Below are 22,268 nucleotides of genomic sequence, written 5' to 3' on the forward strand. Positions count from 1 at the left end.
CGGGACTGTCGGTGTCCGGCCCGATCGCCCCCAGATTTCGACCCGCCCCCCCCTATCGCGGCCCGTAGCGGCCCGCGGCGCGCTCCTCGGCCGACTTGGCGTCGTGGCAGGCCTTGCAGAGCCCCTGCTTGTTGCTCCGCTCGTCCCCGCCGCCCCGCGCCAGCGGCACGATGTGGTCCACCTCGACGCTAGCAGCCGTCAGGCCCCGCTCCAGGCACCGCCTGCAGAGCGGCTCCTCGCGCAGCACCGTGGCGCGATCGCGCTGCCCGGCGCGCCCGCGCTTGCGGTTGTCGGCCTGGTGCGGTGGCTTGGCCCAGGGCTCCTTCGGCTTCCAGCCCGGCGGGCGGAAGCGCGGCGCCTGGCGCGGCATCAGGGCACTACCACGCCCAACCCGCGCAGATCCTCGTCCAGCTCGGCGATGCGCCGGTCCAGCTCAGCGACGATCACGGGACGCACCGCCGCGATCATGGCGTCGTCCTGATACCTGCCGGCGATCGTCACGCCGAAAGGCGCCTGGTCGCGCTGCTCGATCAGGCTAGCCCGCGCCTGATAGGCCTGCGCCGCCAGCCTGAAGTTCTCGATCTTCACCGCGCGCCCTCGCCCGCGATGGTGCCGTCCTGCACCTCGCGCTTCAGCACGAACTCCTCGCCCTGCAGCTTGGCCAGCCCCAGCCCGCCCAGCTTCTTGCCGTCCGTGCCATCCAGCCCCTTCAGCGCCGCCGCCTTGTCGATCGAATAGGTGACGCGCAGATAGGGCGCGCCCCAAGCCTTGGCGCGCAGCGCAGACACCACGGCGTCCTCGGTCACGCCCTCGCGCACGATGCCGAGCTTGGCCCGGCCCTTGCGCGTGCCCAGCTCGCACCCAGCGAACACGAACGTCTTGCGCCCCTCGGGCAGCAGCTGCTTGCCGCCCGCCGCCCACCACGCCTCGATCTTGCCGCGCACCGCCGCGATCTCGGCCGTCAGCGGCGCCAGCGCGGCGTCCGCCTCCAGGTTGGCGCGCGCGATCCGGTCGTTGCGCGCTGCCTCGGTCGCGACGATCATCGCGTCGAGCTGCGCCCAGCGCTCGATCAGCGTGCCCCCGCGCCGCGTCGCCTGCGCCGGCGTCATGCCCGCGCCCCCTGCGCCAGCGCCGCCCGCACCCGCGCCAGCCAGGCAGGCGATACGAGGACGGCGTCGCCGGTCAGCTCGGGCCGGGGCCGCGGCGCCGCCAGCACGCGATCGATCTCCGCCACGATCCCGCCAGCGCCGCCGCCATGGCGCGCCCGGCTCACCGCGGTACCGCCATGAAGCGGCGCGGAATCGCCCGCGGCCAGTGCAGGCCGATCGGCTCGCCGTCCTTCGTCGCGATCAGCCGCACGCTGTGCCGCCGCCCGTCCACGCCCGTGAACGTCAGCGTGCGGCGCTTCAGCCCCGCGGCCTTCATGATATTCTTCTCGATCCGGCGGACCAGGCTGCTCATGCCCACACTCCCCTGCCGTTTCTGGATAGGCGCACCGGTACCGATGCCGGCCGGCCCGCGTCGCCGCGAAAAGCGGCCACCAGCGCCGCGGCTATCGCCTGCGCGCGCTCCTCCAGTGTGTCCAAATGACCGGCGCCCCGGATGCCCAGCCGCAGATCGCGGACGAGCAGGTCAAGCTCGTCGCGGACGTCCTCTACCTGATCGACGATCTGCGGCCGGGACATGAAGCGCCTTTCCTGAAGCGCGAAGCCCGCCGGCCCTCGTGGGGCCGGCGGGCTTCGGACGCACCTGTGGCGGGGCCGGATTTGGCAGTTCGGGCGCGATTCCGGGGGGTGGTTTTTCGGAAGGTGTCCGAAACTCACCCCCCTTAGCGGAGGCGGCCCCTCACACCCCGGCCCGGATATGCGCCAGCCGCACATCCACCTCGTCCACCGATCGCCGCACGCCGTCCAGCGTCTCCGGCCAGTCGTCCAGCGCGCGCCCCAGCGCCCGCTTCGCCTGCAGCTCGCCGGCGCGATACCGGCGCGCCGCGCGCTTGATGCCCAGATCCTCGACGATCATCGCCAGCACCAGCGGGCGCCACCGGCCCAGCGCCGCGCTCCAGGCGCGATAGGCCCGCTCCTCGCGCACGTCGCGCAGCCGCTCGAAAAACGCCCCGCCGCGCCGCCCGCCGTCCACGCGCGTCTCCAGGCTGGCGGTGCGCATCGCCGCGTCCCTGCCGATCCGCTCGGCCACGGCCCGGATCGCCTCCGCCGCGGCGAGCTGGTCGGCGGTGATCGCGCCGCTGATGGCCAGCCGCGCCAGCGCGCCCTGGCGCGTGCGCCGCGCGCGGTACAGCGTCTCCGGCGTCGCCTCGCAGCGCAGCCCGCCGGCTGCGCGCCATTCGGCCTCGATCGCGCGCCGCTCCACCCGCGCCTGGCGCGCGGCGCGCACCTGCGCCCGGTTGCGCGCCTCCGCCTCGGCCCGTGCGGCCTCGATCCCGGCGAGCCGCGGCGCGGCGCACCGGCGCAGTGCGTCATCGTTCCGATCGCCGCCCCGCCGTGCCATGCCTGCCTCCGCCGTCATCGCCGCGGTCTATTCCAGCTCCGGGGCCAGCGGCAGGGTGAGATTCGGCAACGTCGCCGTCCGCGTGGCCACGTCGATCCGCCATCCCTCGCGGCGCAGCAGCAGCAGCGCCTGGTTGCGGCTCACCATCGCCGCCGGTTCGGTCAGCACCAGCCCGCGCCGCGCGCCCGTGCGCCGCAACATGCCCCGCGCCTCGAGCTGGCGCACCAGCTCCTTCGCCCGCTCGCTGCTCACGCCCAGCGCCGCCGCGATTTCCGAATAGGTCGGGCTCTCGCCATGCGCGACGAAATACAGCTCGATGAAGCCAAGCGCCTGCAGGCGCCGGCTGCTCATCGCCGGCGTCAGCGGAACCGGGGTCAACGCTTCGGGCACCACCTCGCCCTCCCGCCCCGGAACATAGCAAGACCGCTGGAAATTGCGAGGGTTAGGCGGGTGCGCTATGCCCCGCCGATGCCCGGCTTCGTCCTTCTCGCCTGCGCCCTGGTGGCGATCGACGGCGATACGCTGCGCTGCGCCGGGCCCGGCGGCGAGCATATCCGCCTGATCGGCATCGACGCGCCGGAGCTGCCCGGGCATTGCCGCCCCGATCGCCGCTGCGCGCCCGGCGATCCCATCGCGTCCCGCGCCGCGCTGGCTGCCGGGCTCCGCGGCCGCGCCACGATCGAGCGGCTGGGCAAGGACCGCTACGGCCGCACGCTGGCCCGCGTGCGCGTCAGCGGCGTCGACCTCGGCTGCCGCCAGCTCGCGGGCGGGCACGCGATCTATGTCGCGGCGTGGGATACCGGCGGGCGGGTCGCGCGCGGATGCCGGATCAGCGGCACGCGGCCTTGATGGCCGCGCGCCCGGCGGCGTCCGGCGCGATCGTCCATTCCGCCTTCGCCGGGCCGTATCGCTCCGGCCCTTCGATCCGCAGCTTCGATGCCGCGGCAATCCGCCGCGCGATCGCCGCCTCAGCCTTGGCGTTGCGCACGATCCATTGCGCCTTCGCGGTCCAGGAAAGCTCGATCCGCTCCGGCGCCCCGCCATCGATCCGCACATTCGCATAGACGCCCGCCAGCGGCGGGGGCGACGGCGGGAACTTGCCCAGGTCCAGGAACACGAACGGGCTGCCGCCGCCGCAGGTGACCGAGACGATCGCCGTCGATCCGCCGGCCTGCGGTGCGTTTGCCCGCATCTCGGTCTTCCCTGCCACCTCGTCTATCTCGATCGAGGTGGACGCGGCCTGCACCGCCGGCTGTGCGACCCCCCTGGTCTTGTTGCTCGAATTGATGATCAACCCCAGCAGCGCGATGGTCCCGATCGTCCCGAAGAACAGCCCAGCGAAGAACAGCTTTTCCCTGCGCTCGGCGCGGGCGATTTCCTCAAGCTCTTCCTCGGTCGGCGGCGGCGGAGGTGGCGGGGGCGGAGGTGGCGGCGGGGCAGGCTCCGCCGCCGGGGCTGCGGGCTGCAGCACGGCGATCTGCTCGACGATCGCGCCGGCCGAAAACAGGATTATGCCTGCAACCAGCGTGATCCCACCAGACCAGAAGACCAGCATTTGCCTTTGCATCATGGCAAGATTGACTATCTTCTCCGTGGTCGTGACATCCAAGCCGAGGCGCATCGCCGAAATCGACGGAACTTGCGCATCTGACGATATCGGGAGGAAAAACGCGACGAGCGCGGCTATCAAGCCTGCGGCGATGAGTAATCCGCCAAGTGCTTTCACCCCATCCCTCCAGCCGCGAGCGACTACCGTCTATCCGGTCCGCGATATTCCAGCAATGTTTCGTGCAGGCTCCGAACATCGGTTTCAAGTTCTTCGGGATGCTGAAGTACATCGCCGAGCATTTTCAATGCTGCACCCATCGGCGCGCGAACTGACGATGGCAGCTCGCCGATCACCGTCGCTAACGCGATCACTTCCACCGGCAGCGAATCGGGGCTGCGCCTTCCGGTGAGTATGAAGCCCACATCGACGCCGTGCGCCGCGAGATTGAGCAAATAGGTCGCTTTCGGCTCTGTTGCGGCGGCTTCGTACTGGTTCTGCGAATTCATCACGACGCCGCCGAGCGCGGCAAAATCCGCCTGATTCAAACCCATTGACCGCCGCACCACGCGCAGGCGATCGGCAAATTCTCGCAACTCTGAGAATTTCGCTTGACGACTCACAAGATCACCAACATTTTAGAGCCCGACTCTATCGATTGGCACAATTGCACATGTTGGCGACCGAAGTCACAGCGAACGATATCCGGAATCGAGCCGCCGCCGTTCGAGCGCGTTTCGAGGCGGAGGGTGTCAACATCTCCGAATGGGCTCGCGAGCGCGGTTTCAACGTGCGGCTCGTGAACGCCATTCTCAACGGCCACCGCCGTTGTCGCCACGGCAAGTCGCACCAGATCGCGGTTGAGCTGGGCATCAAGGGCCCTGTGGCGAACCCTCACCCTGCCCGATGGATTCTCCGGCGCCGCCCGCGCCGTGGGCAAGACGGCGAAGTCGGTCCGCAACTGGGCCGATCGCGACAGCCGCCGGCGCATCGCGATCGACGATGCCGAGGCGCTCGATCGCGCGCATCGCGAAGCCGGCGGCTCCGGCGCGCCGATGCTCGAAACCTACACGTTGCGCCTGGGCGTGGCCGCGCTCACCGCGCGCATCGCCCGGCCCGATATCCCGGCGATGTCGATCGCCATGGTCAAGGAAGGTGCCGAGGCCGTCGCGGCGCAGATCGCCGCCGCCAACGCCCCCGATTGCCCGCGCGCGATCGAACGCGCGATCAAGGAAACCGAGGAGCTGGTCCAGACCGGCACCAGCGCGCTTGCCCATCTCCACGCGCTGCGCCGCGGCCCGGAGGTGCCGCCGCCCCCGGAAAGCAAGGTTCGCGCGAAGCGAGGCCGCGCCACGCGGCCCCGGTAACTCCATCCAGATGCTGTCGTTCTCCGCCCCGGCGTGCCGCCGCCGCCGGGTGCGGTTTCCTGCTGCCCGGAACATGGCGGCCAAGACCGGAGATGCCCGATGGTGATCAAGCCCGGTATCTACCTCCAGATGCGCCGCCAGGCCGCGGGCCTCTCGCTGCGCCAGGCCGCCGAGATCGGCTTTGCCGCGCTCCCGCACCGCGATCTCGATCGCGTCGAGCGCCAGCTCGCGCTGCTCGAGCAGGACGCGACCCACGTCAGCCGCGCCGTCATCGCCCGGCTGCAGTTGGCCTACGATTTCAGCCGCGAGATCTACGAGCAGTTGCTCGATCATCACTTCGCCGGGCCCGGCGGCGCCGAGCCCCGGCTGTGCCGCCGCTGCGCCTGCAGCGAGCACGACGCCTGCCTGATCGATCCGGCATCCTCGCTGCCGGCCGCGTGCCGCTGGGTCGCCGCGGATCTCTGCTCGCGCTGCGCCGGGCCCGGCGACGACGTCGCCGAGGGCGATGCCGCCCCCGCCCGCTCCGACGAGACCGAGGGGGACAACGCCCCCGCGCCCGATCCCGCCCCAATGTCCGATCCCGCCACCCTGCAGGACGAGGCCGCGTGATGCGCGCGCCCCTCCCTGCCCCCGCCCGCGCCCAGCGCAGCCGCGATGTCCGCACCCCGGTCGTCTATCACGCGATGGGCTGCCGCTGCTGGGCCTGCACGGCCCCGCCGATGCGCCGCGCGCGCCGCGGCCTGGCCGCGATCCTTCACGCCGCGCTGCTGCTCGCGATCGGCGGGCTGCTGGTCTGCGGCACGATCGCCACCATCCGCGCCATCGATCGCGCCCCCGCGGGTGCCGCGCGATGAGCCCGCTGTTCGATCGCGCCGATCGCGATGGCCCGGGCATCGATCTCGTCCGCCGCACCTGGGGCCGCATGCTCCAGGAATACGGGCGGGAGGGGCTGTGGCAGCATGTCCGCGATCCGCACGTCAGCCCCCGCGCGTTCAGCCTGGCGCTCGCGATCGTCCACCTCGAGGGCCTCGCCTCCGCCATCATCTCCGATCGCAACGGCCACCGCGCCGGCGCGCATGAAATCACCGCCGCCGATGCCGGCGCCTGGCTTGCCGCCCAGATCGAGGAGCGCTGCAAATGACCGACAATATTTCCGCCGACCGGCTCCGCCTGTTCATCGAACGCATCGAGCGGCTCGAGGAAGAGAAGCGCGGCATCGCCGACGACATCAAGGACGTGTTCGCCGAGGCCAAGGCCACCGGCTTCGACGCCAAGGCGATGCGCGTCGTGATCCGGCTGCGCCGGATGGAAAAGCACCACCGCGACGAGATGGACGCGATCGTCGACACCTACCGCGCCGCGCTGGGGATGGCGTGATGGAGCTACTGACGCATCCCAACGCCACCCGGTGCGGCGGCCCGCCCGCGGATTGGGACGAGGAACGCGACGGCCCCTGCGGCACGCTCGCGATCGCCGATGTTCTCACCGCCGATCGCCGCCCCGCGATGGAAAGCCTCTGGCGGCCGGATCGTACCGATATCGAGCGGCTGATCGCCGGCGGCGCGATCGCGCTGGGCGTCGTCGGGACCATGCATCCCGTCGTCTACCTCGCCGTCACCGAGCCGGGAGTGATCTGATGCCCACGCCCTGGTCAACCGAAGTCGGGCTCTCGCCAAGCGGACAGTTCGTCCGGGTGCAGTTGCTGCTCAGCACCGATCCCGGCCCCGCGCGCGGTTTCCGCCCGTTCCTGGAGTTCGAACTGGATGAGGCGCACGCCACGGAACTGCTCAGCAAGCTCGTGCTCACGCTCGAAGAACTGCGCGAGCTGCAGGGCCACCAGCGCTTCGTCTCCGGGCCACGAGCGGTCTGATGCCAGGCCCGATTCCCTGCCTCGGCTATCCCAGCCGGACCGCGGCGGTGCTGGCGCTGCGCGGCCAGGGCCTGAGCTCGCGTCAGATTGCCCGCCGCATCGGCATCGAGGTCAAGACCGTGACCGCGCTCGAGGGCGCGCATAACAATCACCGCAAGGGTTTCGAGCGCCAGGGCCGCCCGGCCGGCAGCATCCTGGTCGATCCCGCGATCGTCCGCGCGTTTCGGCCCCACGCCGCCCGGCGCGGCATGTCCGCGGGCGCGCTGATCGATCGCATGCTCACGATCGCGCTCGAGGACGGCCTCATCGATGCGCTGCTCGACGACAATGCGGCGGAGGCCGGCCCCGATGCCTGAGGTTACGATCGGCGCCCGCGTGCGCTTCGCCCCCAATCCGCGCTTCCCCGGCCGCCTCGTCGAGGCCGAGGTTATCGGCCGGCGCGCCGATCCGCGCATGCCGTCGCGGCGGAGCACGCAATTCTCGCGCGGCGGCGCGCAAGGCTGGCTGGAAACGCGCGACGATGCCGGCGCCGTCCGAGGCGTCCGCCCCTCGCGCTGCACCCTCTGCGGCGCGACCCCCGCTTTGGGAGAAATCTGATGGCGGGCGGCATTCCGACCTATGTCGCTGCAGAGATCTCCAGCCATCTCGATGCGATCGCGGCCTACTTCAAAGCGCCGAGGCTGACGCTGGTCATCCGCAATCCGGACACCGCACCGAACGGCGCCGGTGATCTCGTCATGACGAACGATGATCTGGACCTTGTGATCGAGGCGATTCGCATCCGGCAGGAGGCCGGCCCCGATGCCTGAGGTCACCATCCTCCCGCCCGAGCAGCACATGCCGCCCGAACTCCGCGGGCCGCTGCTCACCTTCGATCACGGCGGACGCCAGCACATCCTGCTGCCCGATTCGGCCGATCCGGAATTGCACCGGCCATGGCCGCTCGGCGAGGGCCTGTCGCTTGGCTGGATGGCCGTCTCCGCCGATGCGGTGCTTCTCCACCTGGTCGCGGGCGGCCCCGCCACCACCACGCTGACGCTGCCGGGCGTTGCGACCGCGCTCACGCTCCCCGGCCTGCGCGCGTTCATCTCCAGGCTTCAGGGCATCGCCGCGCACATGGACGCGCAGCCATGATCCGCGCCGCGCTTCGCCGCCTCGGCGTCACGCTCGCCGCGGCCTGGGCCGCGCTGTTCGCCGAGGAGAAGCCGCGGGATTTCTGCGTCTTCTGCGCCCGCGAGCTCGATCCCGACGAGGAGCGCTACTGCGCCGCATGCCGTTCCTGGAGCGAAATGCGATGAGCCGCGTCGGCCGCTCCTTTCCGCGCCGCCCGGCGCCCTGCGACTGCCCCGAATGCGCGCGGCTCGATGCGCTGCACCCGGGTGCTGGCCGCCAGCTCGCCCTTTCCGCCGCTCCCCTGCCGGGGGGGGGTGAACCGATGAACGCAAACCCCGGCCCGATCGCGGGCGCTCCGCCCGCCCAGGGAGACCGCCCATGACGTTTCGCACGCTCACCGTGGAGCAGTTGGAGGTATCACCCTTCAACGCGCGCTCCAACCTCATCGACGCCAATTCGGTCGACGGCATGGCCGAATCGCTGCTCAAGCGCGGCCAGCTCTACCCGCTCGTCGTGCATCCGATGCGCGGCACCTCCGGCAACCGCCAGAAGTTCGGCGCGATCGCCGGCGGGCGCCGCCTGCGCGCCTTCAGGAAGCTGGTGGCGGCGGGGAAGCTGCCCGCCGATCATCCGATCGAGGTGATCGTGCGCGAGGGGATGAGCGAGGGCGAGCTGCTCGAGCTCAGCCTGGCCGAGAACCTGGTGCGGCGCGAGCTGCGCCCCTACGAGGTGTACCAGGCCTGCGCCCGGGCGGCGCGGCGCGGCCGCTCGATCGCCGAGATCGCGGAAACCAACGGCCAGGAATCGGAAACCGTCCGCCGCTGGATCCGGCTCGGCAATCTCGCCAAGCCAATCTTCGACGCGCTGGTCGAGGGGCATCTCACGCCCGACCAGGCCAAGGCGTTCGGCGCCACCGAGGACCAGGCGCTCCAGCTTCACGCGTGGAAGGAGTGGCTGCAGCTTCCCCAGTTCGGCCGCGACGCGACCGTGATCCGCAAGCTGCTCAAGGTCGGCGACGACGAGCTGGTGCGGATGCTCCGCTTTGTCGGCGCCGGCGAATATGAGCGCGCCGGCGGCCGCTTCGAGCCGGACCTGTTCGCCGAGGGGGCGGACGGCCGCGGCATCCTCCTGGACGAAGGGCTGCTGCGCGGCATGGCCGCGGAAAAGCTCGATGCCCTGCGCGCGCAGTTGCGCACCCGCGCCGGACGTCCGGGTCTGCGCTTCGCCGCCACGCCGCCCGCCAACAGTCACGGCTTCGTCGAACAGGGGCTGCGCGTGCGGCCGGAGCTGCCGGCGCTTTCGGACGACGAAGAGTCGGAGATCGCGCGCCTGCACGGCCGCCAGGCCGATCTCGAGGAACAGGCCGTGGCGCATGTCGATCCCGTCACCGGGCGGCCGCTGCCCGGCTCCGAAGCGGCGATCGCGGCGATCGACGCCGAATATGATCCCAACGCCGCGCGCATCCTGGAGCTGGAGGCGAAGCGGCCGATCGTCCTGCCCGAAGGCGACGTCATCGGCGTGATCGATCTCGGCGAGGACGGCGATCCGGAGGTGAGCTGGTGGTGGGCGGACCGCGAGGCGCAGGCCGCGGCGCTCGATCGCACCGGAGCGCGCCCGCCCGCGCGCCCTGCCCCCTCACCGCGCCCGGCGCCCGCGTCGCGCCGCGCCGCCGCGATCGCCGAGGACCGGCCGATCGGCGTCGGCGCCGCTATTCCCCGCCCCTCCACCGCGTCGGACATGACCGCGCGCCCGCGTGCCGACGCGCGGCTGAAGGATTCGACCGGGCTCACGGCGGAGGGCATCCAGTCGATCCGCTCGCTGCGCCGCGCGCTGCTCGCCTCGCTGCTGCTGCACGACGCGGCCGACGGCGGCACGGTCGGCCGCGATTATCTGGTCTGGGCCCAGATGCGCGCGCTCTACACCAGCGATCCAGAGTACCGGATCGGCATGGCCGCGCTCGCCTGGCCCGAACGCGACAACGACATCGCCGCCGCGATGATCGAACGCAACCTGACCGGCGTCACCACGCGGCGCGAGCAGGCGGCGTTCGGCGCCGCCGCGTTCCTCACCGAGCGCGATCTCGCCGCGGCCTTCCGCGCCTATCGCGCGCTTTCCGAGGACATCAAGTCCCGCGCCGCCGCGCTGGTCGCGGCGGCCGCGCTGAAGCGCAGCCTGGGCGCCGGCGCCGACGGCTATGCGCTCCCCGTCCACGATGCCGTCGCCGCGGAAACCGGCCAGTCGGCCGATATCCTGGTCCGCGAGCGCGTCTGGGAGCCGGACGAGAGCTTCCTCAACCTCTTCAGCCGCGATCACCGGCTTGCCATCGCCGAGCAGCTGCTCGGCAGCGCCGATCGCGCGGGGCTGCTCGCGCTCTCCCGGCTCAGGTCCGCCGATCTGTCGCGCGCGCTGCTCAGCCACGTCCGCGATGCGCGCGGATGGGTCCACCCGCTGCTGCGGTTCCACGATCCGATCGAGGTCCCCGCCGCCGCCCCCGCCACCTCCCAGCTCCACGAGGCCGCAGAATGAGCCACGAACTTCCCATCGCGCCCGTGATCGGCTCGATCACCGAGGGTGAGCCGCAGACCCCGCTTTCCCCGCATCTGGCCGACCTGGGGGGGGGGCATCGGCCAGGTCGTAATCCGGCCCGCTGCCTTCTCCTTTGTCGGCCGCGCCGAGCAGCCGCAGGGAGCGCGCCTGATTTTTGCGACCGGCCTGCTGGGCTGCAAGTGTGGCTGCAATTCGCCCGGCGTCGCCTTCGCCGCGACCCCCACGGTCGAGGAGGCCCGGAAGCTCGCGCTGCAGCTCAACGAACACGCCGACGCCCTGGAGGCGCAAGCCGCGGCCGATGCCGCCGCTCTCATGGGGAGGATCGGTAAATGAAGAACAAGCTTAGCGACCTGAACAACCACCTCTTTGCTCAGCTCGAGCGGCTGTCGGAGGAGGGGCTGACGGCGGAGCAGATCGACGCCGAGGTCAAGCGTACCGACGCGATCGTCGCAGTCTCCGACCAGATCATCGACAATGCGCGTATCACGCTGCAGGGGATCAAGCTGCTCGCCGAGCACGGCGACAGGTTCAAGCCGCAACTCACCATGATCGGCGGCCCGGTGTCGTGAAGGGGCGGCAGATCCGCTACTCCGCCGAGGAACTCGCCTGGATCGAGGAGAACCGCGAGTTTTCACGGCGCGAGCTGCACCGGCTGTTCGTGATGTTCTTCGGCCGCACCGACGTCACCGTTGATCACATCAAGGCGCTGTGTAGCCGCCGCGGCTGGGCAACAGGACGCGACGGGCGTTTCCTGCCGGGCCAAGCACCTCACAACAAGGGCAAGCCGCACCCCACCCGCGGCCGCGCCTCGGAGACCCAGTTCAAGAAGGGCCAGTTGCCGCACAACACCCGGTATCTGGGTCACGAGCGCATCTCGAAAGATGGCTATGTTGAGATTAGCGTTAGCGAGACCAATCCCCACACCGGGTACGAGCGCCGATATGTGCTCAAGCATCGCTGGCTGTGGGAGCAGGCCAATGGACCCCTTCCAAAGGGGCATTGCCTGAAATCCCTCGACGGCGACAAGACCAACACCGATCCGTCGAACTGGATCGCGATCCCGCGCGCGCTCCTGCCGCGCCTGGGTGGCCGTTTCGGTCGCGACTACGACAACGCCCCTGCTGAGCTGAAGCCGGCGATCCTGGCCGTCGCGCAGCTCGAGCATGCCGCGCGCGAACGCAAGCGCTCACGGAATGGCGAGATGGCCGCATGAGCGCCCGCGACGATTGGGCGCCAGGCGATCTCGCCGTCTGCGTCGCCGATCCCGGCGACTGGTCGCCGCTTTCCGGCGCGGGCGAGCCGGGGCCGCGGCCGGTGCGCGGCCAGGTGTTTCGCGTTGTCGCAATCGTGCCCTTCGCCTGGCGGCCGCGCGGATGGCTCCGGCGCTGGCGGCACGGGGTGGCGCTGTGCCTGCGCGGCAAGCCTGCGCACCGCGCCTGGGATGCCGCCGGCTTTCGCAAGATCCGCCCGGCCGACCCGCGCTTTGCCCGCCAGCTGCGCGAGCGACTCTCCCCGGGCGCCCCAGCCCGGCCAGTCAACACCCCGACTTTTGAGTCAGGAGCCGCATGATCGACCAATTCTCCCGCTTCGCCGGATCCTATCGCGATCTCGCGCGCGTCTCCGATGCCGTGCTCGGCGTGATCCAGCAGGGCCGCGCCGATCTCTCGCTACGCCAGATCGCGATCCTTCTGACGCTGGTGCTCGATCCCGGCCCGCACACCGTTCGCGGCCTGGCCGCGCGGCTGTGCGTCTGCAAGCCGGTGATCACGCGCGCGCTCAACCGCCTCGGCGAGCTGGGCTTCGCCGCCCGCGAGATGGACCCGCGCGACAAGCGCAACCGGATGGTCTCGATCCAGCCCGCCGGCGCCGACTGGCTGGCGGCTCTGTTCGACCTGCAGGCGGAGGGTGCCGCGGGATGAACGACGCGCCAGGCATTCTCGGCACGTGCGCCGATGGCAGTTCGCTTCGCGTCGATCTCGACGGCCTGATCGGCCAGCACCTGCTGGCGATCGCCAATTCGGGCGGCGGAAAATCGAGCCTCGTTCGCCGCCTGCTCGAAACCACCTACGGTCGCGTTCAGCACATCGTGCTCGATCCCGAGGATCAGCTTTACACGCTGCGCGAGCGGTTCGGCTACGTCATCGCCGGCGGCGCGGATGATGATGTCCCCGTCTCTATTTCGGGCGGCGGCGAACTCGCGCACGCCGCGTTGCGCCATAATTTCTCGCTCATCGTGAAGCTCAACGATCTCGGCGAATCCGCGGAAGAATACATCGACGGATTTCTGAGGGGCCTCATGTCCGCGCCGCCTGAACTGTGGCGGCCGACCCTGGTGGTGATCGATGAGCTGCAGCTGTTCGCGCCCGTGCGCGGCAAGACCGAGGCGACCGGTGCGATTATGGATCTGCTTCGGCGCGGCCGGAAACGCGGTTTCACCTTCGTCGGCGCCAGCCTGGCGATCACCGAGGTCAATCCGCGCCTGCGCGGCCTGGTGAACAACTGGCTGCTCGGCCGCAGCGGACAGACCCTCGATCGATCGACGATGGCGGCGCAGCTCGGCTTCAACCCGAGAGTCGGCCGCGAGCGCATGGGCGGAATCGAGCCGCGCCACTTCTGGGGCGTGGGCCCGGCGATCGCGGCCGAGCCGGTGCTGTTCCGCGTCCGCGACGTCGAGACGACGCCGGTGCGTTCTGGGGAGGCAGCCCTCCCCACGCCGCCGGCGCCCGAGGCGCTGCGCGAGATCCTGCAGGCGCTCGCCGCGCTCGAGGATCGTCCCGGCGCTCCCGCCGATCCGGACATCCCAACGAGCGGCGAGCAGGCTGTTGGAGCGCATGCCGCCGCCGCGGATCGGAGAATTGCGGAGCTGGAAGCTGAGAATGCGGGCCTGATCGCAGAGCTTGGCGCGCTTCGCGGGATTGACGCGGAGTGCGAGCGCTACGCCAACGGCCACCTGCTGCTCGAGGAAATCGTTTCGCGGCTTCAGACGGGAAGGCCGCTGCCGGCGTGGGCGGACTTCTACAAATTCTGCCAGGCTGGCGCCGCTGATGAGACGCCGCCTGCGCCGCCGCCACCAGCAAAGCCGCCCGCGCCGCCGCCACCAGCAAAGCCGCCCGCGCCGAAGGACGCTGCGCCGCGCGTGGCCCAGCCGGGCAATGCGCAATCGCCGCTCAACCGTACCGCGCAGGAAATCGCGGCGCTGCTGCGCGCGATCGCGCCGGACGGCATGCGCTGGAACGATCTGTTGTTGATGCTCGGTCGAAGGCCCGGCTCCGGCGATTCCTGGGCGGCGCGCAAGGCTCTCCTGGATTCCGGCCTGATGTCCGCGGGCGATGAATGCTTCGCCACCAACGCGCTGCTCGAGCGCGAGGAATTTTCCTACGCGATGATCCCAGGCCCGGAAGAGCTGCGCGATCTGTGGACAGGCAAGCTGCGCGGCGCGGCACCGGATATCCTTCGCGAGATCTGCGCCAACGGGGAAGGATCGGCGAAGGAAATCGCTGCCCGCCTCGGCCGGAGCCCGGGAAGCGGCTGGTGGTTCAAGGGCCTGAAGGATCTCCGGTCGACCAACCTGGTGCACGACGTCGAAGGTCGGCTGCGCCTCCACGAATTTCTGCGCTGTGATGGCGGCGCCCAGTGAAAAGCAGCCCTACGGATCGCGCACGAAAATGCTTCGCCGTCGCCAAAAGCGCGACGATCGACGGTGAGCGCGCGGCCGCGCTCGACCGCGGCATGAAGATCCTGGAGAAACACGGTCTTGACCCGGATGCTTTCGACATCCCGGGCCGCGAACGGGGAGGTGGACAGCGCGCCTGGCGTGAGCAGTCCTACTCGCGGGACGATTTTTGATCGGATGTGCGAGGAGATTTTCAGGCGCACACGCGAGCAGGAGTTTCGCTTTCACGCCCGCCGGTCAGGCAAGACGTACACGGACGAGTACTTCACCTGGGGCTTTGACCCAGGCGCTGAATACGATCCTCGAGGCCCCCGCGAGCATCGCTTGGCCCGCCCACCCGAAGAAACGATCGCACGCGTGATCAAGGCCGTGGTCGAGGCGGCGCCCCGTGGCTTCGCTGTGGACATGGCGTTCATCAGCGCCCTGCGCGCAGCGGCGATCGCCGGCTGGGAAGCCAGGCACGAAGCCACCTTCACATGAACAGCAAGGAGAGACACGCCATGAGCCGGGCACAGGCCCAGCCGCCCCACCCGACGGGGCGGCTCATTCGCATGCCCGATGCGATCGCCACCACCGGGCTTAGCCAGGCCACGATCAACCGGCTGGTCCGCCGCGGCGAGTTTCCCCCGAAGGTGCGGCTCAGCGCCGGCGCGATCGGCTGGTGGGAAAGCGAGGTCGAAGCCTGGAAGGCCTCGCGCCAGCGCTGCCACTCGTCCGGCCCCAGCGCCCCCGGCGGCGGCCGCCGTCCCGCGCCGGGATAGCGCTTCGGGGGCACCCGTGGGGGCATCCTCCCGACAGCTTTTGCAAGCAAGTACATGATTTCAGCAGGATAGGCGTAAATATGAAATCCAACTCAGGGAGCCAGCCGGCGGACACGCCCCGGCATGGCGCGCGCGTGATCCCCGGTAGCTCAGCGGTAGAGCATCCGACTGTTAATCGGACGGTCGCCTGTTCGAATCAGGCCCGGGGAGCCAGTGCTCACCGCATCAGCCTGCCCGCCTGATCGACGATCGTGATCGCGCTGAGCGCGCCGAACAGCAGCACCGCCCATCCCATCGCCGCCAGCCGGTATGGCCGCGGGCGCAGCGCGGGATCGAGCAGCCGCCCCAGCCGGATCAGCAGGATCGAGTAGAAGAACATCATGAACGCCGCGATGCAGCCCGATACGACCAGCAGCACCAGCGGCTGATCCAGCCCGCTCGCCAGGATCGCGATCCCGGTGGCGACGATGGCCCACACCAGCATCGCATAGAGGATGCTCTCGTTCCGGGTCTTCAGATAGCTGGTCCGCAGCACGTCGGCGGCCAGCCGGGCGGTGTAATCGACGATGCCCAGCGCCGCCGCGAACAGCGAAAAGGCCCCCACCGCCCAGAACAGCGTGCCGAACCAGCCGCCCACGCTCGCGCTCAGCGCCACACCTTCCACGCGCAGGAAGCCGATGTTGTTGGCCAGCCCGCCCTGCCCGCCCAGCGTCGCATGCGCCAGCAGCGAGGTGAACAGGATCGTGACGAAGCTGATCGCGACGAAGGTGACGAGCTGTTCGGTGTTGGCGAAGCGCCACCAGTCGCGCCAGCGCGCCAGATTCTCCGCATCGGGCACGAAGCGCCAGCCGGTGCCGGGGGCCGCCTGGGGCTCGCCGGTCAGCGGGCTAACGATGCGCGGGGCGTGGATGCCCATGCCGAAGCCCTTGTCGCGGATCCAGTTGGACTGGCACAGATTCTGCCCGCCGCCCGCCCCGGCATAGGCCATCGCCCCCATCAGCAGCGGCCAGCCGAGCGCCTCCGCCGGGATGCGCACGTCGGCCACCAGCGCCGGCGTCTTCCCCCACAGATCGCCGGGAATCGCGAACAGCGCCGCGATCAGGATCAGCGCCAGCACCGCCGCGACCTTCAGGAACTGGGTGCCCTCCAGCGCGCGATAGACCACAGGCGACAGCGTCAGGATCAGCCCCATCGCGACCAGCATCACGATCGCGATCGTCCGGGCATCGCCGCCGAACAGATAGGTGGTGAGCGTCGCCGAGCTGAGCATCCAGCCGGGCCACAGGTTCGCGACCAGCGCCAGCGCCGCGAAGAACAGCCCCCAGTGCCGTCCCAGGCGGCTGAATCCGGTCAGCACCGTCTCTCCGGTGGCGAGCGTGTAGCGCTCGATCTCCATGTTGATGAAGAACTGTGTGATCAGCCCGACCGCCGCCGCCCAGACGAACACAAGCCCCACCTTGCTGGCGATATAGGGGAACAGGATGAACTCGCCCGAAGCCAGGCCCACGCCCGCTGCGACCACGCCAGGGCCGATGATCCGCCAGGTCGACGCGGGCGGCGGTGGAAGCTCCGCCACGGCGAATTCATGCAGATTCCCGTCAGCGCTGTCTTCCATCCATCCCCTCCCCTGTCGTTGCCGCAGTCTGCGCAGGAGCGGGCACCGCGCGCAAGCTTTCAGGCCGCGCGGCGGCTTGCATCGCCGCGGGCCGCCTGCGATGCTCGCGCCATGAGCGACGACCTCGACGGCTTCATCGCCGGCCTGCCCAAGGCCGAACTCCACCTTCATATCGAGGGCAGCCTCGAACCGGAGCTGATGTTCGCGCTGGCCAGCCGCAACGGCGTGGAAATCCCCTTCAAGTCGGTCGAGGAGGTGCGCGCGGCGTATGAATTCTCGAACCTGCAGGATTTCCTGGACATCTATTACGCGGGCGCCAACGTGCTGCGCACCGAGGAGGATTTCCGCGATCTGGCGGTGGCCTATTTCGATCGCGCGGCGGCGGACGGGGTGACCCATGCGGAGATATTCTTCGATCCGCAGACGCACACCCACCGCGGCATCCCGTTCGGCGTGGCCGCGAACGGCCTGCTGGCGGGCATGGCCGAGGCGGAGGCGAAGCATGGCCTGACCTCCAAGCTGATCCTCTGCTTCCTGCGTCATCTGGACGAGGACGATGCCTTCCGCACGCTTACCCAGGCACAGCCGTGGATCGATCGGATCGCGGGCGTGGGGCTGGATTCGTCGGAGGTCGGGCACCCGCCGTCCAAGTTCCAGCGCGTGTTCGACGCGGCCGGGGCGATGGGGCTGAAGCGCGTCGCCCATGCCGGTGAGGAAGGCCCGCCCGAATATGTGCGCGAAGCGCTGGACCTGCTCCACATCGACCGGCTGGATCATGGCAACCGCAGCCTGGAGGACCCGCAGCTCGTCACGCGGCTGGCGCGCGGGGGCATGACGCTCACCGTCTGCCCGCTGTCCAATGTGAAGCTCTGCAACGTCGCGTCGATCGACGTCCACCCGATCGACCGGATGCTGAAGCTGGGCCTGCGCGCCACCGTCAACTCGGACGATCCCGCATATTTCGGCGGCTATATCGGCGATAATTACCGTGCCGTGGCACGGGGGCGCGGGCTGGGCCGCGACGCCATCGTCACGCTGGCGCGCAACAGCTTCCTGGGATCGTTCCTGGCGGACGATGCGGTGGCGGCGCACCTGGACCGGATCGACACCTATTGCGCGGAGGCCCGATGATCGTCTTCACCCCTTTCACGCATGAGGAGATGGTCGCCGGCGTCCACGCGATCGCCGCGGCGGCGGCGGACTGGCGGCCGACGCTGCTGGTCGGCGTGGGCCGCGGCGGGCTGACCCCCGCGGTGTTCCTGTCGCACCGGATGGGCCTTTCGATGGTGTCGATCGATCATTCGACGCGGATCGCCCAGTTCGGCGAAGAGCTGGTGGCGGTACTGGCCCGGCGCACGCGCGACGGCGACCGGCTGTTGTTCGTCGAGGACATCAACGACAGCGGCAAGACCATCGGCGAGATTCGCGCGGCGCTGGCGGCCGAGGGCGCGGACATGGGCGCGGTGCGCTTCGCGGTACTGATCGACAACATCCGATCGGCGCAGCGCGTGGAATACACCCACCGCCAGATCGATCGCGCGGTGACCAAGGACTGGTTCGTCTTCCCCTGGGAGGCGATGGCGCCCAAGGCGGCGCTGGAGGAAGACGCGATGGAGGTGCCCGAGCGGATCGGATGATCCGTTCAGGCTCCGTCAATCGCGGACATGCAACGGCTCGGCGAGCCGTTGTGCGGATACCGGGCGCCGGGTGGCGCGTTGGAACAGGCACACGGAGAAAACCGGAGGAACCATGCCCAAGAGCTTCCTGAAGCGCAGCGGCGCGCTGGCCGCCCTAGCCGCCGGAGCCATCGCGCTCGGATCGTGCGCCACGCCCACCCCCTATCAGCCGGCCACCGGCAGCGGATCCTATCGCACCGGCTATTCCGACGAGCAGATCGAGGCCAACCGCTTCCGCGTCAGCTTCGCCGGCAACAGCCTTACCTCGCGCGAGACGGTGGAGCGCTATCTCCTGTATCGCGCGGCCGAGCTGACGCTGCAGAAGGGCTTCGACTATTTCGTGCTCGTCACCCGCGATACGGAGACGAAGACCAACACCTATGTCGATCGCAACTGGGGGCCGAGCTACGGCCCCTGGGGCTATTGGCGGCCCTATTGGCGCTGGTACCGGCCCAGCTACGGCTGGCGGAGCTGGGACCCGTTCTATGACCCCTGGAACGACGATTTCGACGTGCGCACGGTCAGCCGCTACGATGCCGCGGCGGAGATCGTGACGGGCAACGGGCCGAAGCCCACCGACAACGTCCGCGCATTCGACGCGCGCGAGGTGACGAGCCGCCTCGGCCCGTCGATCCAGCTTCCCAAGGCCAATTGAACCGCCGCCGGGGCGGGCCTGACGGCCCGTCCCGGCGGTCGTTGCTTCAGGCCCCGGCGGTCAGCGCGCCGTGGCAGTGCTTATACTTGCGGCCCGATCCGCACGGGCACGGCGCGTTGCGGCTGACGCGGCCTTCCCATTCCGCAGGATCGCCGGCCTCCACGCCGTCCGGACGCGGAATCTGCATCGGCGGCAAGTTGGTGGTGACGAAGCCGCGGGTGCCGCCGTCCACGTCGAAGCTGTCGTCCTCGCCGGTCAGCGGATCGATGTGGGTGGTCAGGAAGTCCGGCAGTTGCGGCAGCGCCGGCTCGAGCGGCGCCATCTGGAACTGGGCGCGGCCCAGCGTGCGCGTCACATCCTCGCGGATCGCGGTCAGCATGCGCTCGAACAGCGCGAACGCCTCCTGCTTATACTCGTTGATCGGCGTCTTCTGCGCATAGGCGCGCAGGTGGATGACCTGGCGCAGCGCGTCGAGCATCGCCAGATGCTCCTTCCAATGGTGATCCAGCTTGCTGAGCAGGATCTCCTTCTCGATCATCACCCAGGTCTCGGGATCGAAGTCGGCCGACTTGCCGTTGATCAGCGCATCCGCCATGTCGCGCACGCGGTTCTCGATCTCCTCGGGCTCGATGCCGTCCTCGGCCTTGATCCACTCCTCGATCGGCGCGTCGACGTTGAGCGTATCCAGGATGCGCTCCTTCAGCCCCGCGACATCCCACTGCTCCGGATAGGTATCGGGCGGGCAGCCCTCGCCGATGATCGCGTTGATCGTCTCCCAGCGCATGTCGACGACGACCTCGCCCACCGTGGCCGCGTCCATGATGTCGGCGCGCTGCTCGTAGATCACCTTGCGCTGATCGTTCATCACGTCGTCGTATTCAACGACCTGCTTGCGGATGTCATAGTTGCGCGCCTCGACCTTCTTCTGCGCGGTCTCGATGGCCTTGGTCAGCCACTTCGATCCGATCGCCTCGCCGTCCTCGATGTTCGAACGCATCATGCGCGCGAACAGCGTGTTGGAACCGAAGATGCGCAGCAGATCGTCGTCCAGGCTCAGGTAGAAGCGGCTGAGGCCCGGATCGCCCTGGCGGCCCGAACGGCCGCGGAGCTGGTTGTCGATGCGGCGGCTCTCATGGCGCTCGGTGCCCAGCACGAACAGGCCCCCCGCGGCCTTCACCTGCTCCTTCTCGGCCGCGACCTCGGCCTTGATCCGCTCGATGCCGGCGTCGCGCTCCGGCCCCTCGGGCATTTCGGAAAGCTCGTCCTCCACGCGGAATTCCACGTTGCCGCCAAGCTGGATGTCGGTGCCGCGGCCGGCCATGTTGGTGGCGATGGTCACCGCGCCCAGCCGGCCGGCCTGCGCCACGATATGCGCTTCCTGCTCGTGATAGCGCGCGTTGAGCACCGAATGCTCCACCTTTTCCGACTTCAGGAATTCGGAGAGCAGCTCGGACTTTTCGATCGAGACGGTGCCGACCAGCACCGGCTGGCCCTTGGCGTTATGTTCGCGGATCTTCTTGGCGATCGCGCGGAACTTCTCCTCGGTCGTCTTGTAGAATTCGTCTTCCTCATCGATGCGCTGCACGGGCAGGTTCGTCGGGATGGTGACGACGTTCATCTTGTAGATGTCGTAGAATTCCGGCGCCTCGGTGGCGGCGGTACCGGTCATGCCCGACAGCTTCGGGTACATGCGGAAATAGTTCTGGAAGGTGATCGAGGCGAGCGTCTGGTTCTCCGGCTCGATCTTGACGCCTTCCTTGGCCTCCACCGCCTGGTGCAGGCCGTCCGACCAGCGGCGGCCGTCCATCATGCGGCCGGTGAACTCGTCGATGATGACGACCTTGCCGACTTCCTCGATCGTGCCGTCGGGGCGGCGCACCTTCTCGTACTTCACGATATAGTCGGTATCGCGCTTGAACATCACGTTCGCGCGCAGCGCCTGGTTCAGGTGGTGGACCACCTGGGTGTTCTCGAAATCATAGAGGTTGGCGCCGAACAGCAGGCCCGCGGCCTCCAGCATGCGCTCCACCTTCTCGGTGCCGTCCTCGGTCAGCACGATGGTGCGCTGCTTCTCGTCCTTCTCATAGTCCGCGGGGACGAGCTGCCTCACGATCGCGTCGACGCTGATGTACAGCTCCGACTTGTCGTCGGTGGGGCCGGAGATGATCAGCGGCGTGCGCGCCTCGTCGATCAGGATCGAGTCCACCTCGTCGACGATGGCGAAGTTGAAGGGCCGCTGCGTCATCGACGCGCGGTCATATTTCATGTTGTCGCGCAGATAGTCGAAGCCGAACTCGTTGTTCGTGCCATAGGTGATGTCGGAGCCATAGGCGTCGCGGCGCTGCTGGTCGCTGAGGTTGGGGACGATCACGCCCACGGTGAGCCCCAGGAAGCGATAGACCTGGCCCATCCAGTCCGCGTCGCGGCGGGCGAGATAGTCGTTGACCGTGACGACATGGACGCCCTTGCCCGGAAGCGCGTTCAGATAGGTGGCGAGCGTGGCGACCAGCGTCTTGCCCTCGCCCGTGCGCATCTCGGCGATCTCGCCGCGGTGGAGCACGATGCCGCCCACCATCTGCACGTCGTAATGGCGCTGGCCCAGCACCCGCTTGGCCGCCTCGCGCACGGTGGCGAAGGCCTCGGGCAGCAGGTTGTCGAGCTTCTCGCCGGCGGCGAGCTGTTCGCGGAACTTCGCCGTCTGGCCGCGCAGCTCGTCGTCGCTCATCGCGGAGATCGTGGGCTCGAAGCCGTTGATCTTGGCGACGATCGTGTTGAGCGAGCGCACATAGCGATCGTTCGAGGAACCGAAGAGGGTCTTGGCGATGGCGCCGAGCATGGCATTTCCTGTCGTATGAAGATGTTGGGCGGACGGCCCGGACAGAACCGGGCGGCGTCCCGCGGGGGTGCCCGTTCAGGGCACGCGGTGGAGGATGCGGG

Annotated in this window: 38 protein-coding genes, 1 tRNA gene and 1 pseudogene; 28 read left to right on the forward strand and 12 right to left on the reverse strand. The window is 69.4% G+C overall.

Annotated elements, in window-relative coordinates:
* Positions 1 to 52: 52 nt before the first annotated feature.
* From OM513_RS17380 to OM513_RS17415, 8 genes are all read right to left on the reverse strand, one after another.
* Positions 53 to 370, reverse strand: coding sequence for an HNH endonuclease (locus tag OM513_RS17380; protein WP_264945958.1), 318 nt, complete (start codon positions 368 to 370; stop codon positions 53 to 55).
* Complete coding sequence (locus OM513_RS17385; protein ID WP_264945960.1) at positions 370 to 588, reverse strand: hypothetical protein; 219 nt, start codon at positions 586 to 588, stop codon at positions 370 to 372. The genes OM513_RS17380 and OM513_RS17385 overlap by 1 nt, the downstream gene beginning before the upstream one ends.
* Positions 585 to 1,109 (reverse strand): host-nuclease inhibitor Gam family protein, encoded by a 525-nt coding sequence (locus OM513_RS17390; RefSeq protein ID WP_264945961.1) that lies wholly within the window; start codon positions 1,107 to 1,109, stop codon positions 585 to 587. The genes OM513_RS17385 and OM513_RS17390 overlap by 4 nt, the downstream gene beginning before the upstream one ends.
* Entirely contained in the window at positions 1,106 to 1,273 is a 168-nt protein-coding gene (locus tag OM513_RS17395; RefSeq protein ID WP_264945962.1) for a hypothetical protein, read from the reverse strand. Before OM513_RS17395 ends, OM513_RS17390 begins: the two co-directional genes overlap by 4 nt.
* Positions 1,270 to 1,461: a hypothetical protein gene (locus tag OM513_RS17400; protein ID WP_264945963.1), complete on the reverse strand. Its 192-nt coding sequence runs from the start codon at positions 1,459 to 1,461 to the stop codon at positions 1,270 to 1,272. The genes OM513_RS17395 and OM513_RS17400 overlap by 4 nt, the downstream gene beginning before the upstream one ends.
* Positions 1,458 to 1,685 (reverse strand): hypothetical protein, encoded by a 228-nt coding sequence (locus OM513_RS17405; protein ID WP_264945964.1) that lies wholly within the window; start codon positions 1,683 to 1,685, stop codon positions 1,458 to 1,460. The genes OM513_RS17400 and OM513_RS17405 overlap by 4 nt, the downstream gene beginning before the upstream one ends.
* A 160-nt stretch (positions 1,686 to 1,845) precedes the next feature.
* Entirely contained in the window at positions 1,846 to 2,526 is a 681-nt protein-coding gene (locus tag OM513_RS17410) for a hypothetical protein (protein WP_264945966.1), read from the reverse strand.
* 9 nt (positions 2,527 to 2,535) lie between these two features.
* Positions 2,536 to 2,898, reverse strand: coding sequence for a LexA family protein (locus OM513_RS17415; RefSeq protein WP_264945967.1), 363 nt, complete (start codon positions 2,896 to 2,898; stop codon positions 2,536 to 2,538).
* 78 nt (positions 2,899 to 2,976) lie between these two features.
* Here OM513_RS17415 and OM513_RS17420 point away from each other — a divergent pair, with 78 nt between their 5' ends.
* Positions 2,977 to 3,357 (forward strand): thermonuclease family protein, encoded by a 381-nt coding sequence (locus OM513_RS17420; protein ID WP_264945969.1) that lies wholly within the window; start codon positions 2,977 to 2,979, stop codon positions 3,355 to 3,357.
* Here the strand turns inward: OM513_RS17420 and OM513_RS17425 are convergent.
* Positions 3,338 to 4,075, reverse strand: a complete 738-nt coding sequence (locus tag OM513_RS17425; RefSeq protein WP_264945970.1) for a hypothetical protein — start codon at positions 4,073 to 4,075, stop codon at positions 3,338 to 3,340. The two genes, OM513_RS17420 and OM513_RS17425, sit on opposite strands and share 20 nt — an antisense overlap.
* Before the next feature lie 182 nt (positions 4,076 to 4,257).
* Entirely contained in the window at positions 4,258 to 4,677 is a 420-nt protein-coding gene (locus OM513_RS17430; protein ID WP_264945971.1) for a helix-turn-helix domain-containing protein, read from the reverse strand.
* Between the two features lie 50 nt (positions 4,678 to 4,727).
* Here OM513_RS17430 and OM513_RS20850 point away from each other — a divergent pair.
* The 24 genes and pseudogenes from OM513_RS20850 to OM513_RS17545 all read left to right on the forward strand — a co-directional run.
* Positions 4,728 to 4,919, forward strand: a pseudogene (locus OM513_RS20850) (hypothetical protein); the annotation flags it as partial.
* A gap of 67 nt (positions 4,920 to 4,986) precedes the next feature.
* Positions 4,987 to 5,421 carry a hypothetical protein gene (locus tag OM513_RS17435; protein WP_264945973.1) on the forward strand — a complete coding sequence of 145 codons (435 nt, stop codon included), beginning with the start codon at positions 4,987 to 4,989 and terminating at the stop codon, positions 5,419 to 5,421.
* 99 nt (positions 5,422 to 5,520) lie between these two features.
* Positions 5,521 to 6,030, forward strand: coding sequence for a hypothetical protein (locus tag OM513_RS17440; RefSeq protein ID WP_264945974.1), 510 nt, complete (start codon positions 5,521 to 5,523; stop codon positions 6,028 to 6,030).
* Entirely contained in the window at positions 6,030 to 6,275 is a 246-nt protein-coding gene (locus OM513_RS17445) for a hypothetical protein (protein ID WP_264945975.1), read from the forward strand. The genes OM513_RS17440 and OM513_RS17445 overlap by 1 nt, the downstream gene beginning before the upstream one ends.
* Positions 6,272 to 6,562: a hypothetical protein gene (locus OM513_RS17450; protein WP_264945976.1), complete on the forward strand. Its 291-nt coding sequence runs from the start codon at positions 6,272 to 6,274 to the stop codon at positions 6,560 to 6,562. Before OM513_RS17445 ends, OM513_RS17450 begins: the two co-directional genes overlap by 4 nt.
* Positions 6,559 to 6,798 carry a DUF2312 domain-containing protein gene (locus OM513_RS17455; RefSeq protein ID WP_264945978.1) on the forward strand — a complete coding sequence of 80 codons (240 nt, stop codon included), beginning with the start codon at positions 6,559 to 6,561 and terminating at the stop codon, positions 6,796 to 6,798. Before OM513_RS17450 ends, OM513_RS17455 begins: the two co-directional genes overlap by 4 nt.
* Positions 6,798 to 7,058, forward strand: coding sequence for a hypothetical protein (locus tag OM513_RS17460; RefSeq protein ID WP_264945979.1), 261 nt, complete (start codon positions 6,798 to 6,800; stop codon positions 7,056 to 7,058). Before OM513_RS17455 ends, OM513_RS17460 begins: the two co-directional genes overlap by 1 nt.
* On the forward strand, positions 7,058 to 7,291 hold the full coding sequence (locus tag OM513_RS17465; RefSeq protein ID WP_264945981.1) for a hypothetical protein: 234 nt from the start codon (positions 7,058 to 7,060) through the stop codon (positions 7,289 to 7,291). Before OM513_RS17460 ends, OM513_RS17465 begins: the two co-directional genes overlap by 1 nt.
* Positions 7,291 to 7,647 carry a hypothetical protein gene (locus tag OM513_RS17470; protein ID WP_264945983.1) on the forward strand — a complete coding sequence of 119 codons (357 nt, stop codon included), beginning with the start codon at positions 7,291 to 7,293 and terminating at the stop codon, positions 7,645 to 7,647. Before OM513_RS17465 ends, OM513_RS17470 begins: the two co-directional genes overlap by 1 nt.
* Positions 7,640 to 7,888 carry a hypothetical protein gene (locus OM513_RS17475; RefSeq protein ID WP_264945984.1) on the forward strand — a complete coding sequence of 83 codons (249 nt, stop codon included), beginning with the start codon at positions 7,640 to 7,642 and terminating at the stop codon, positions 7,886 to 7,888. The genes OM513_RS17470 and OM513_RS17475 overlap by 8 nt, the downstream gene beginning before the upstream one ends.
* A complete protein-coding gene (locus OM513_RS17480; RefSeq protein ID WP_264945985.1) occupies positions 7,888 to 8,100 on the forward strand; it encodes a hypothetical protein in 213 nt (70 codons plus the stop codon). Before OM513_RS17475 ends, OM513_RS17480 begins: the two co-directional genes overlap by 1 nt.
* Positions 8,093 to 8,425 (forward strand): hypothetical protein, encoded by a 333-nt coding sequence (locus OM513_RS17485; RefSeq protein WP_264945987.1) that lies wholly within the window; start codon positions 8,093 to 8,095, stop codon positions 8,423 to 8,425. The genes OM513_RS17480 and OM513_RS17485 overlap by 8 nt, the downstream gene beginning before the upstream one ends.
* On the forward strand, positions 8,422 to 8,589 hold the full coding sequence (locus tag OM513_RS17490; protein WP_264945988.1) for a hypothetical protein: 168 nt from the start codon (positions 8,422 to 8,424) through the stop codon (positions 8,587 to 8,589). Before OM513_RS17485 ends, OM513_RS17490 begins: the two co-directional genes overlap by 4 nt.
* Before the next feature lie 193 nt (positions 8,590 to 8,782).
* A complete protein-coding gene (locus OM513_RS17495; RefSeq protein WP_264945990.1) occupies positions 8,783 to 10,930 on the forward strand; it encodes a ParB/RepB/Spo0J family partition protein in 2,148 nt (715 codons plus the stop codon).
* A gap of 45 nt (positions 10,931 to 10,975) precedes the next feature.
* A complete protein-coding gene (locus tag OM513_RS17500) occupies positions 10,976 to 11,284 on the forward strand; it encodes a hypothetical protein (protein WP_264945991.1) in 309 nt (102 codons plus the stop codon).
* Entirely contained in the window at positions 11,281 to 11,520 is a 240-nt protein-coding gene (locus tag OM513_RS17505) for a hypothetical protein (RefSeq protein ID WP_264945993.1), read from the forward strand. Before OM513_RS17500 ends, OM513_RS17505 begins: the two co-directional genes overlap by 4 nt.
* Positions 11,517 to 12,164 (forward strand): HNH endonuclease signature motif containing protein, encoded by a 648-nt coding sequence (locus OM513_RS17510; RefSeq protein ID WP_264945995.1) that lies wholly within the window; start codon positions 11,517 to 11,519, stop codon positions 12,162 to 12,164. Before OM513_RS17505 ends, OM513_RS17510 begins: the two co-directional genes overlap by 4 nt.
* The gene (locus OM513_RS17515) at positions 12,161 to 12,520 is read left to right on the forward strand and encodes a hypothetical protein (protein WP_264945996.1); all 360 of its coding nucleotides are present in this window, start codon (positions 12,161 to 12,163) and stop codon (positions 12,518 to 12,520) included. Before OM513_RS17510 ends, OM513_RS17515 begins: the two co-directional genes overlap by 4 nt.
* Complete coding sequence (locus tag OM513_RS17520) at positions 12,517 to 12,870, forward strand: MarR family transcriptional regulator (protein ID WP_264945998.1); 354 nt, start codon at positions 12,517 to 12,519, stop codon at positions 12,868 to 12,870. The genes OM513_RS17515 and OM513_RS17520 overlap by 4 nt, the downstream gene beginning before the upstream one ends.
* Entirely contained in the window at positions 12,867 to 14,588 is a 1,722-nt protein-coding gene (locus OM513_RS17525; protein ID WP_264945999.1) for a helicase HerA domain-containing protein, read from the forward strand. Before OM513_RS17520 ends, OM513_RS17525 begins: the two co-directional genes overlap by 4 nt.
* Positions 14,585 to 14,797, forward strand: a complete 213-nt coding sequence (locus OM513_RS17530; RefSeq protein WP_264946001.1) for a DUF2786 domain-containing protein — start codon at positions 14,585 to 14,587, stop codon at positions 14,795 to 14,797. Before OM513_RS17525 ends, OM513_RS17530 begins: the two co-directional genes overlap by 4 nt.
* 4 nt (positions 14,798 to 14,801) lie before the next feature.
* Entirely contained in the window at positions 14,802 to 15,104 is a 303-nt protein-coding gene (locus OM513_RS17535; protein ID WP_264946002.1) for a hypothetical protein, read from the forward strand.
* Between the two features lie 20 nt (positions 15,105 to 15,124).
* Positions 15,125 to 15,385: a helix-turn-helix transcriptional regulator gene (locus tag OM513_RS17540; RefSeq protein WP_264946003.1), complete on the forward strand. Its 261-nt coding sequence runs from the start codon at positions 15,125 to 15,127 to the stop codon at positions 15,383 to 15,385.
* A gap of 138 nt (positions 15,386 to 15,523) precedes the next feature.
* Positions 15,524 to 15,598 (forward strand) — tRNA-Asn (locus OM513_RS17545).
* Positions 15,599 to 15,602: 4 nt separating this feature from the next.
* On the opposite strand, the gene OM513_RS17550 is transcribed toward OM513_RS17545, so the two are convergent.
* The gene (locus OM513_RS17550; RefSeq protein WP_264946004.1) at positions 15,603 to 17,000 is read right to left on the reverse strand and encodes an Nramp family divalent metal transporter; all 1,398 of its coding nucleotides are present in this window, start codon (positions 16,998 to 17,000) and stop codon (positions 15,603 to 15,605) included.
* Between the two features lie 111 nt (positions 17,001 to 17,111).
* On the opposite strand from OM513_RS17550, the gene OM513_RS17555 reads away from it, so the two are divergent.
* The 3 genes from OM513_RS17555 (at position 17,112) to OM513_RS17565 (ending at position 19,331) form a co-directional block, all read left to right on the forward strand.
* Positions 17,112 to 18,131 carry an adenosine deaminase gene (locus OM513_RS17555; protein ID WP_264946006.1) on the forward strand — a complete coding sequence of 340 codons (1,020 nt, stop codon included), beginning with the start codon at positions 17,112 to 17,114 and terminating at the stop codon, positions 18,129 to 18,131.
* A complete protein-coding gene (locus OM513_RS17560; protein ID WP_264946007.1) occupies positions 18,128 to 18,637 on the forward strand; it encodes a phosphoribosyltransferase in 510 nt (169 codons plus the stop codon). The genes OM513_RS17555 and OM513_RS17560 overlap by 4 nt, the downstream gene beginning before the upstream one ends.
* Before the next feature lie 112 nt (positions 18,638 to 18,749).
* The gene (locus OM513_RS17565) at positions 18,750 to 19,331 is read left to right on the forward strand and encodes a CC0125/CC1285 family lipoprotein (RefSeq protein WP_264946008.1); all 582 of its coding nucleotides are present in this window, start codon (positions 18,750 to 18,752) and stop codon (positions 19,329 to 19,331) included.
* 46 nt (positions 19,332 to 19,377) lie between these two features.
* Here the strand turns inward: OM513_RS17565 and secA are convergent, their stop codons facing one another.
* Positions 19,378 to 22,167, reverse strand: a complete 2,790-nt coding sequence (gene secA / locus OM513_RS17570; protein WP_264946009.1) for a preprotein translocase subunit SecA — start codon at positions 22,165 to 22,167, stop codon at positions 19,378 to 19,380.
* Between the last annotated feature and the right edge of the window lie 101 nt (positions 22,168 to 22,268).

It is taken from the genome of Sphingomonas canadensis (genome assembly GCF_026013525.1).
Classification (GTDB): Bacteria; Pseudomonadota; Alphaproteobacteria; order Sphingomonadales; family Sphingomonadaceae; genus Sphingomonas; species Sphingomonas canadensis.

Bases quoted from the DNA above. Each gene is read 5' to 3' on its own strand.
- OM513_RS17380 (WP_264945958.1), bottom strand. From the start codon at position 370: ATGCCGCGCCAGGCGCCGCGCTTCCGCCCGCCGGGCTGGAAGCCGAAG.
- OM513_RS17390 (WP_264945961.1), bottom strand. From the start codon at position 1,109: ATGACGCCGGCGCAGGCGACGCGGCGCGGGGGCACGCTGATCGAGCGC.
- OM513_RS17400 (WP_264945963.1), bottom strand. From the start codon at position 1,461: ATGAGCAGCCTGGTCCGCCGGATCGAGAAGAATATCATGAAGGCCGCG.
- OM513_RS17405 (WP_264945964.1), bottom strand. From the start codon at position 1,685: ATGTCCCGGCCGCAGATCGTCGATCAGGTAGAGGACGTCCGCGACGAG.
- OM513_RS17410 (WP_264945966.1), bottom strand. From the start codon at position 2,526: ATGACGGCGGAGGCAGGCATGGCACGGCGGGGCGGCGATCGGAACGAT.
- OM513_RS17420 (WP_264945969.1), top strand. From the start codon at position 2,977: ATGCCCGGCTTCGTCCTTCTCGCCTGCGCCCTGGTGGCGATCGACGGC.
- OM513_RS17425 (WP_264945970.1), bottom strand. From the start codon at position 4,075: ATGCAAAGGCAAATGCTGGTCTTCTGGTCTGGTGGGATCACGCTGGTT.
- OM513_RS17440 (WP_264945974.1), top strand. From the start codon at position 5,521: ATGGTGATCAAGCCCGGTATCTACCTCCAGATGCGCCGCCAGGCCGCG.
- OM513_RS17445 (WP_264945975.1), top strand. From the start codon at position 6,030: ATGCGCGCGCCCCTCCCTGCCCCCGCCCGCGCCCAGCGCAGCCGCGAT.
- OM513_RS17450 (WP_264945976.1), top strand. From the start codon at position 6,272: ATGAGCCCGCTGTTCGATCGCGCCGATCGCGATGGCCCGGGCATCGAT.
- OM513_RS17455 (WP_264945978.1), top strand. From the start codon at position 6,559: ATGACCGACAATATTTCCGCCGACCGGCTCCGCCTGTTCATCGAACGC.
- OM513_RS17460 (WP_264945979.1), top strand. From the start codon at position 6,798: ATGGAGCTACTGACGCATCCCAACGCCACCCGGTGCGGCGGCCCGCCC.
- OM513_RS17465 (WP_264945981.1), top strand. From the start codon at position 7,058: ATGCCCACGCCCTGGTCAACCGAAGTCGGGCTCTCGCCAAGCGGACAG.
- OM513_RS17470 (WP_264945983.1), top strand. From the start codon at position 7,291: ATGCCAGGCCCGATTCCCTGCCTCGGCTATCCCAGCCGGACCGCGGCG.
- OM513_RS17475 (WP_264945984.1), top strand. From the start codon at position 7,640: ATGCCTGAGGTTACGATCGGCGCCCGCGTGCGCTTCGCCCCCAATCCG.
- OM513_RS17480 (WP_264945985.1), top strand. From the start codon at position 7,888: ATGGCGGGCGGCATTCCGACCTATGTCGCTGCAGAGATCTCCAGCCAT.
- OM513_RS17485 (WP_264945987.1), top strand. From the start codon at position 8,093: ATGCCTGAGGTCACCATCCTCCCGCCCGAGCAGCACATGCCGCCCGAA.
- OM513_RS17490 (WP_264945988.1), top strand. From the start codon at position 8,422: ATGATCCGCGCCGCGCTTCGCCGCCTCGGCGTCACGCTCGCCGCGGCC.
- OM513_RS17495 (WP_264945990.1), top strand. From the start codon at position 8,783: ATGACGTTTCGCACGCTCACCGTGGAGCAGTTGGAGGTATCACCCTTC.
- OM513_RS17505 (WP_264945993.1), top strand. From the start codon at position 11,281: ATGAAGAACAAGCTTAGCGACCTGAACAACCACCTCTTTGCTCAGCTC.
- OM513_RS17515 (WP_264945996.1), top strand. From the start codon at position 12,161: ATGAGCGCCCGCGACGATTGGGCGCCAGGCGATCTCGCCGTCTGCGTC.
- OM513_RS17520 (WP_264945998.1), top strand. From the start codon at position 12,517: ATGATCGACCAATTCTCCCGCTTCGCCGGATCCTATCGCGATCTCGCG.
- OM513_RS17525 (WP_264945999.1), top strand. From the start codon at position 12,867: ATGAACGACGCGCCAGGCATTCTCGGCACGTGCGCCGATGGCAGTTCG.
- OM513_RS17535 (WP_264946002.1), top strand. From the start codon at position 14,802: ATGTGCGAGGAGATTTTCAGGCGCACACGCGAGCAGGAGTTTCGCTTT.
- OM513_RS17540 (WP_264946003.1), top strand. From the start codon at position 15,125: ATGAGCCGGGCACAGGCCCAGCCGCCCCACCCGACGGGGCGGCTCATT.
- OM513_RS17550 (WP_264946004.1), bottom strand. From the start codon at position 17,000: ATGGAAGACAGCGCTGACGGGAATCTGCATGAATTCGCCGTGGCGGAG.
- OM513_RS17555 (WP_264946006.1), top strand. From the start codon at position 17,112: ATGAGCGACGACCTCGACGGCTTCATCGCCGGCCTGCCCAAGGCCGAA.
- OM513_RS17560 (WP_264946007.1), top strand. From the start codon at position 18,128: ATGATCGTCTTCACCCCTTTCACGCATGAGGAGATGGTCGCCGGCGTC.
- OM513_RS17565 (WP_264946008.1), top strand. From the start codon at position 18,750: ATGCCCAAGAGCTTCCTGAAGCGCAGCGGCGCGCTGGCCGCCCTAGCC.
- secA (WP_264946009.1), bottom strand. From the start codon at position 22,167: ATGCTCGGCGCCATCGCCAAGACCCTCTTCGGTTCCTCGAACGATCGC.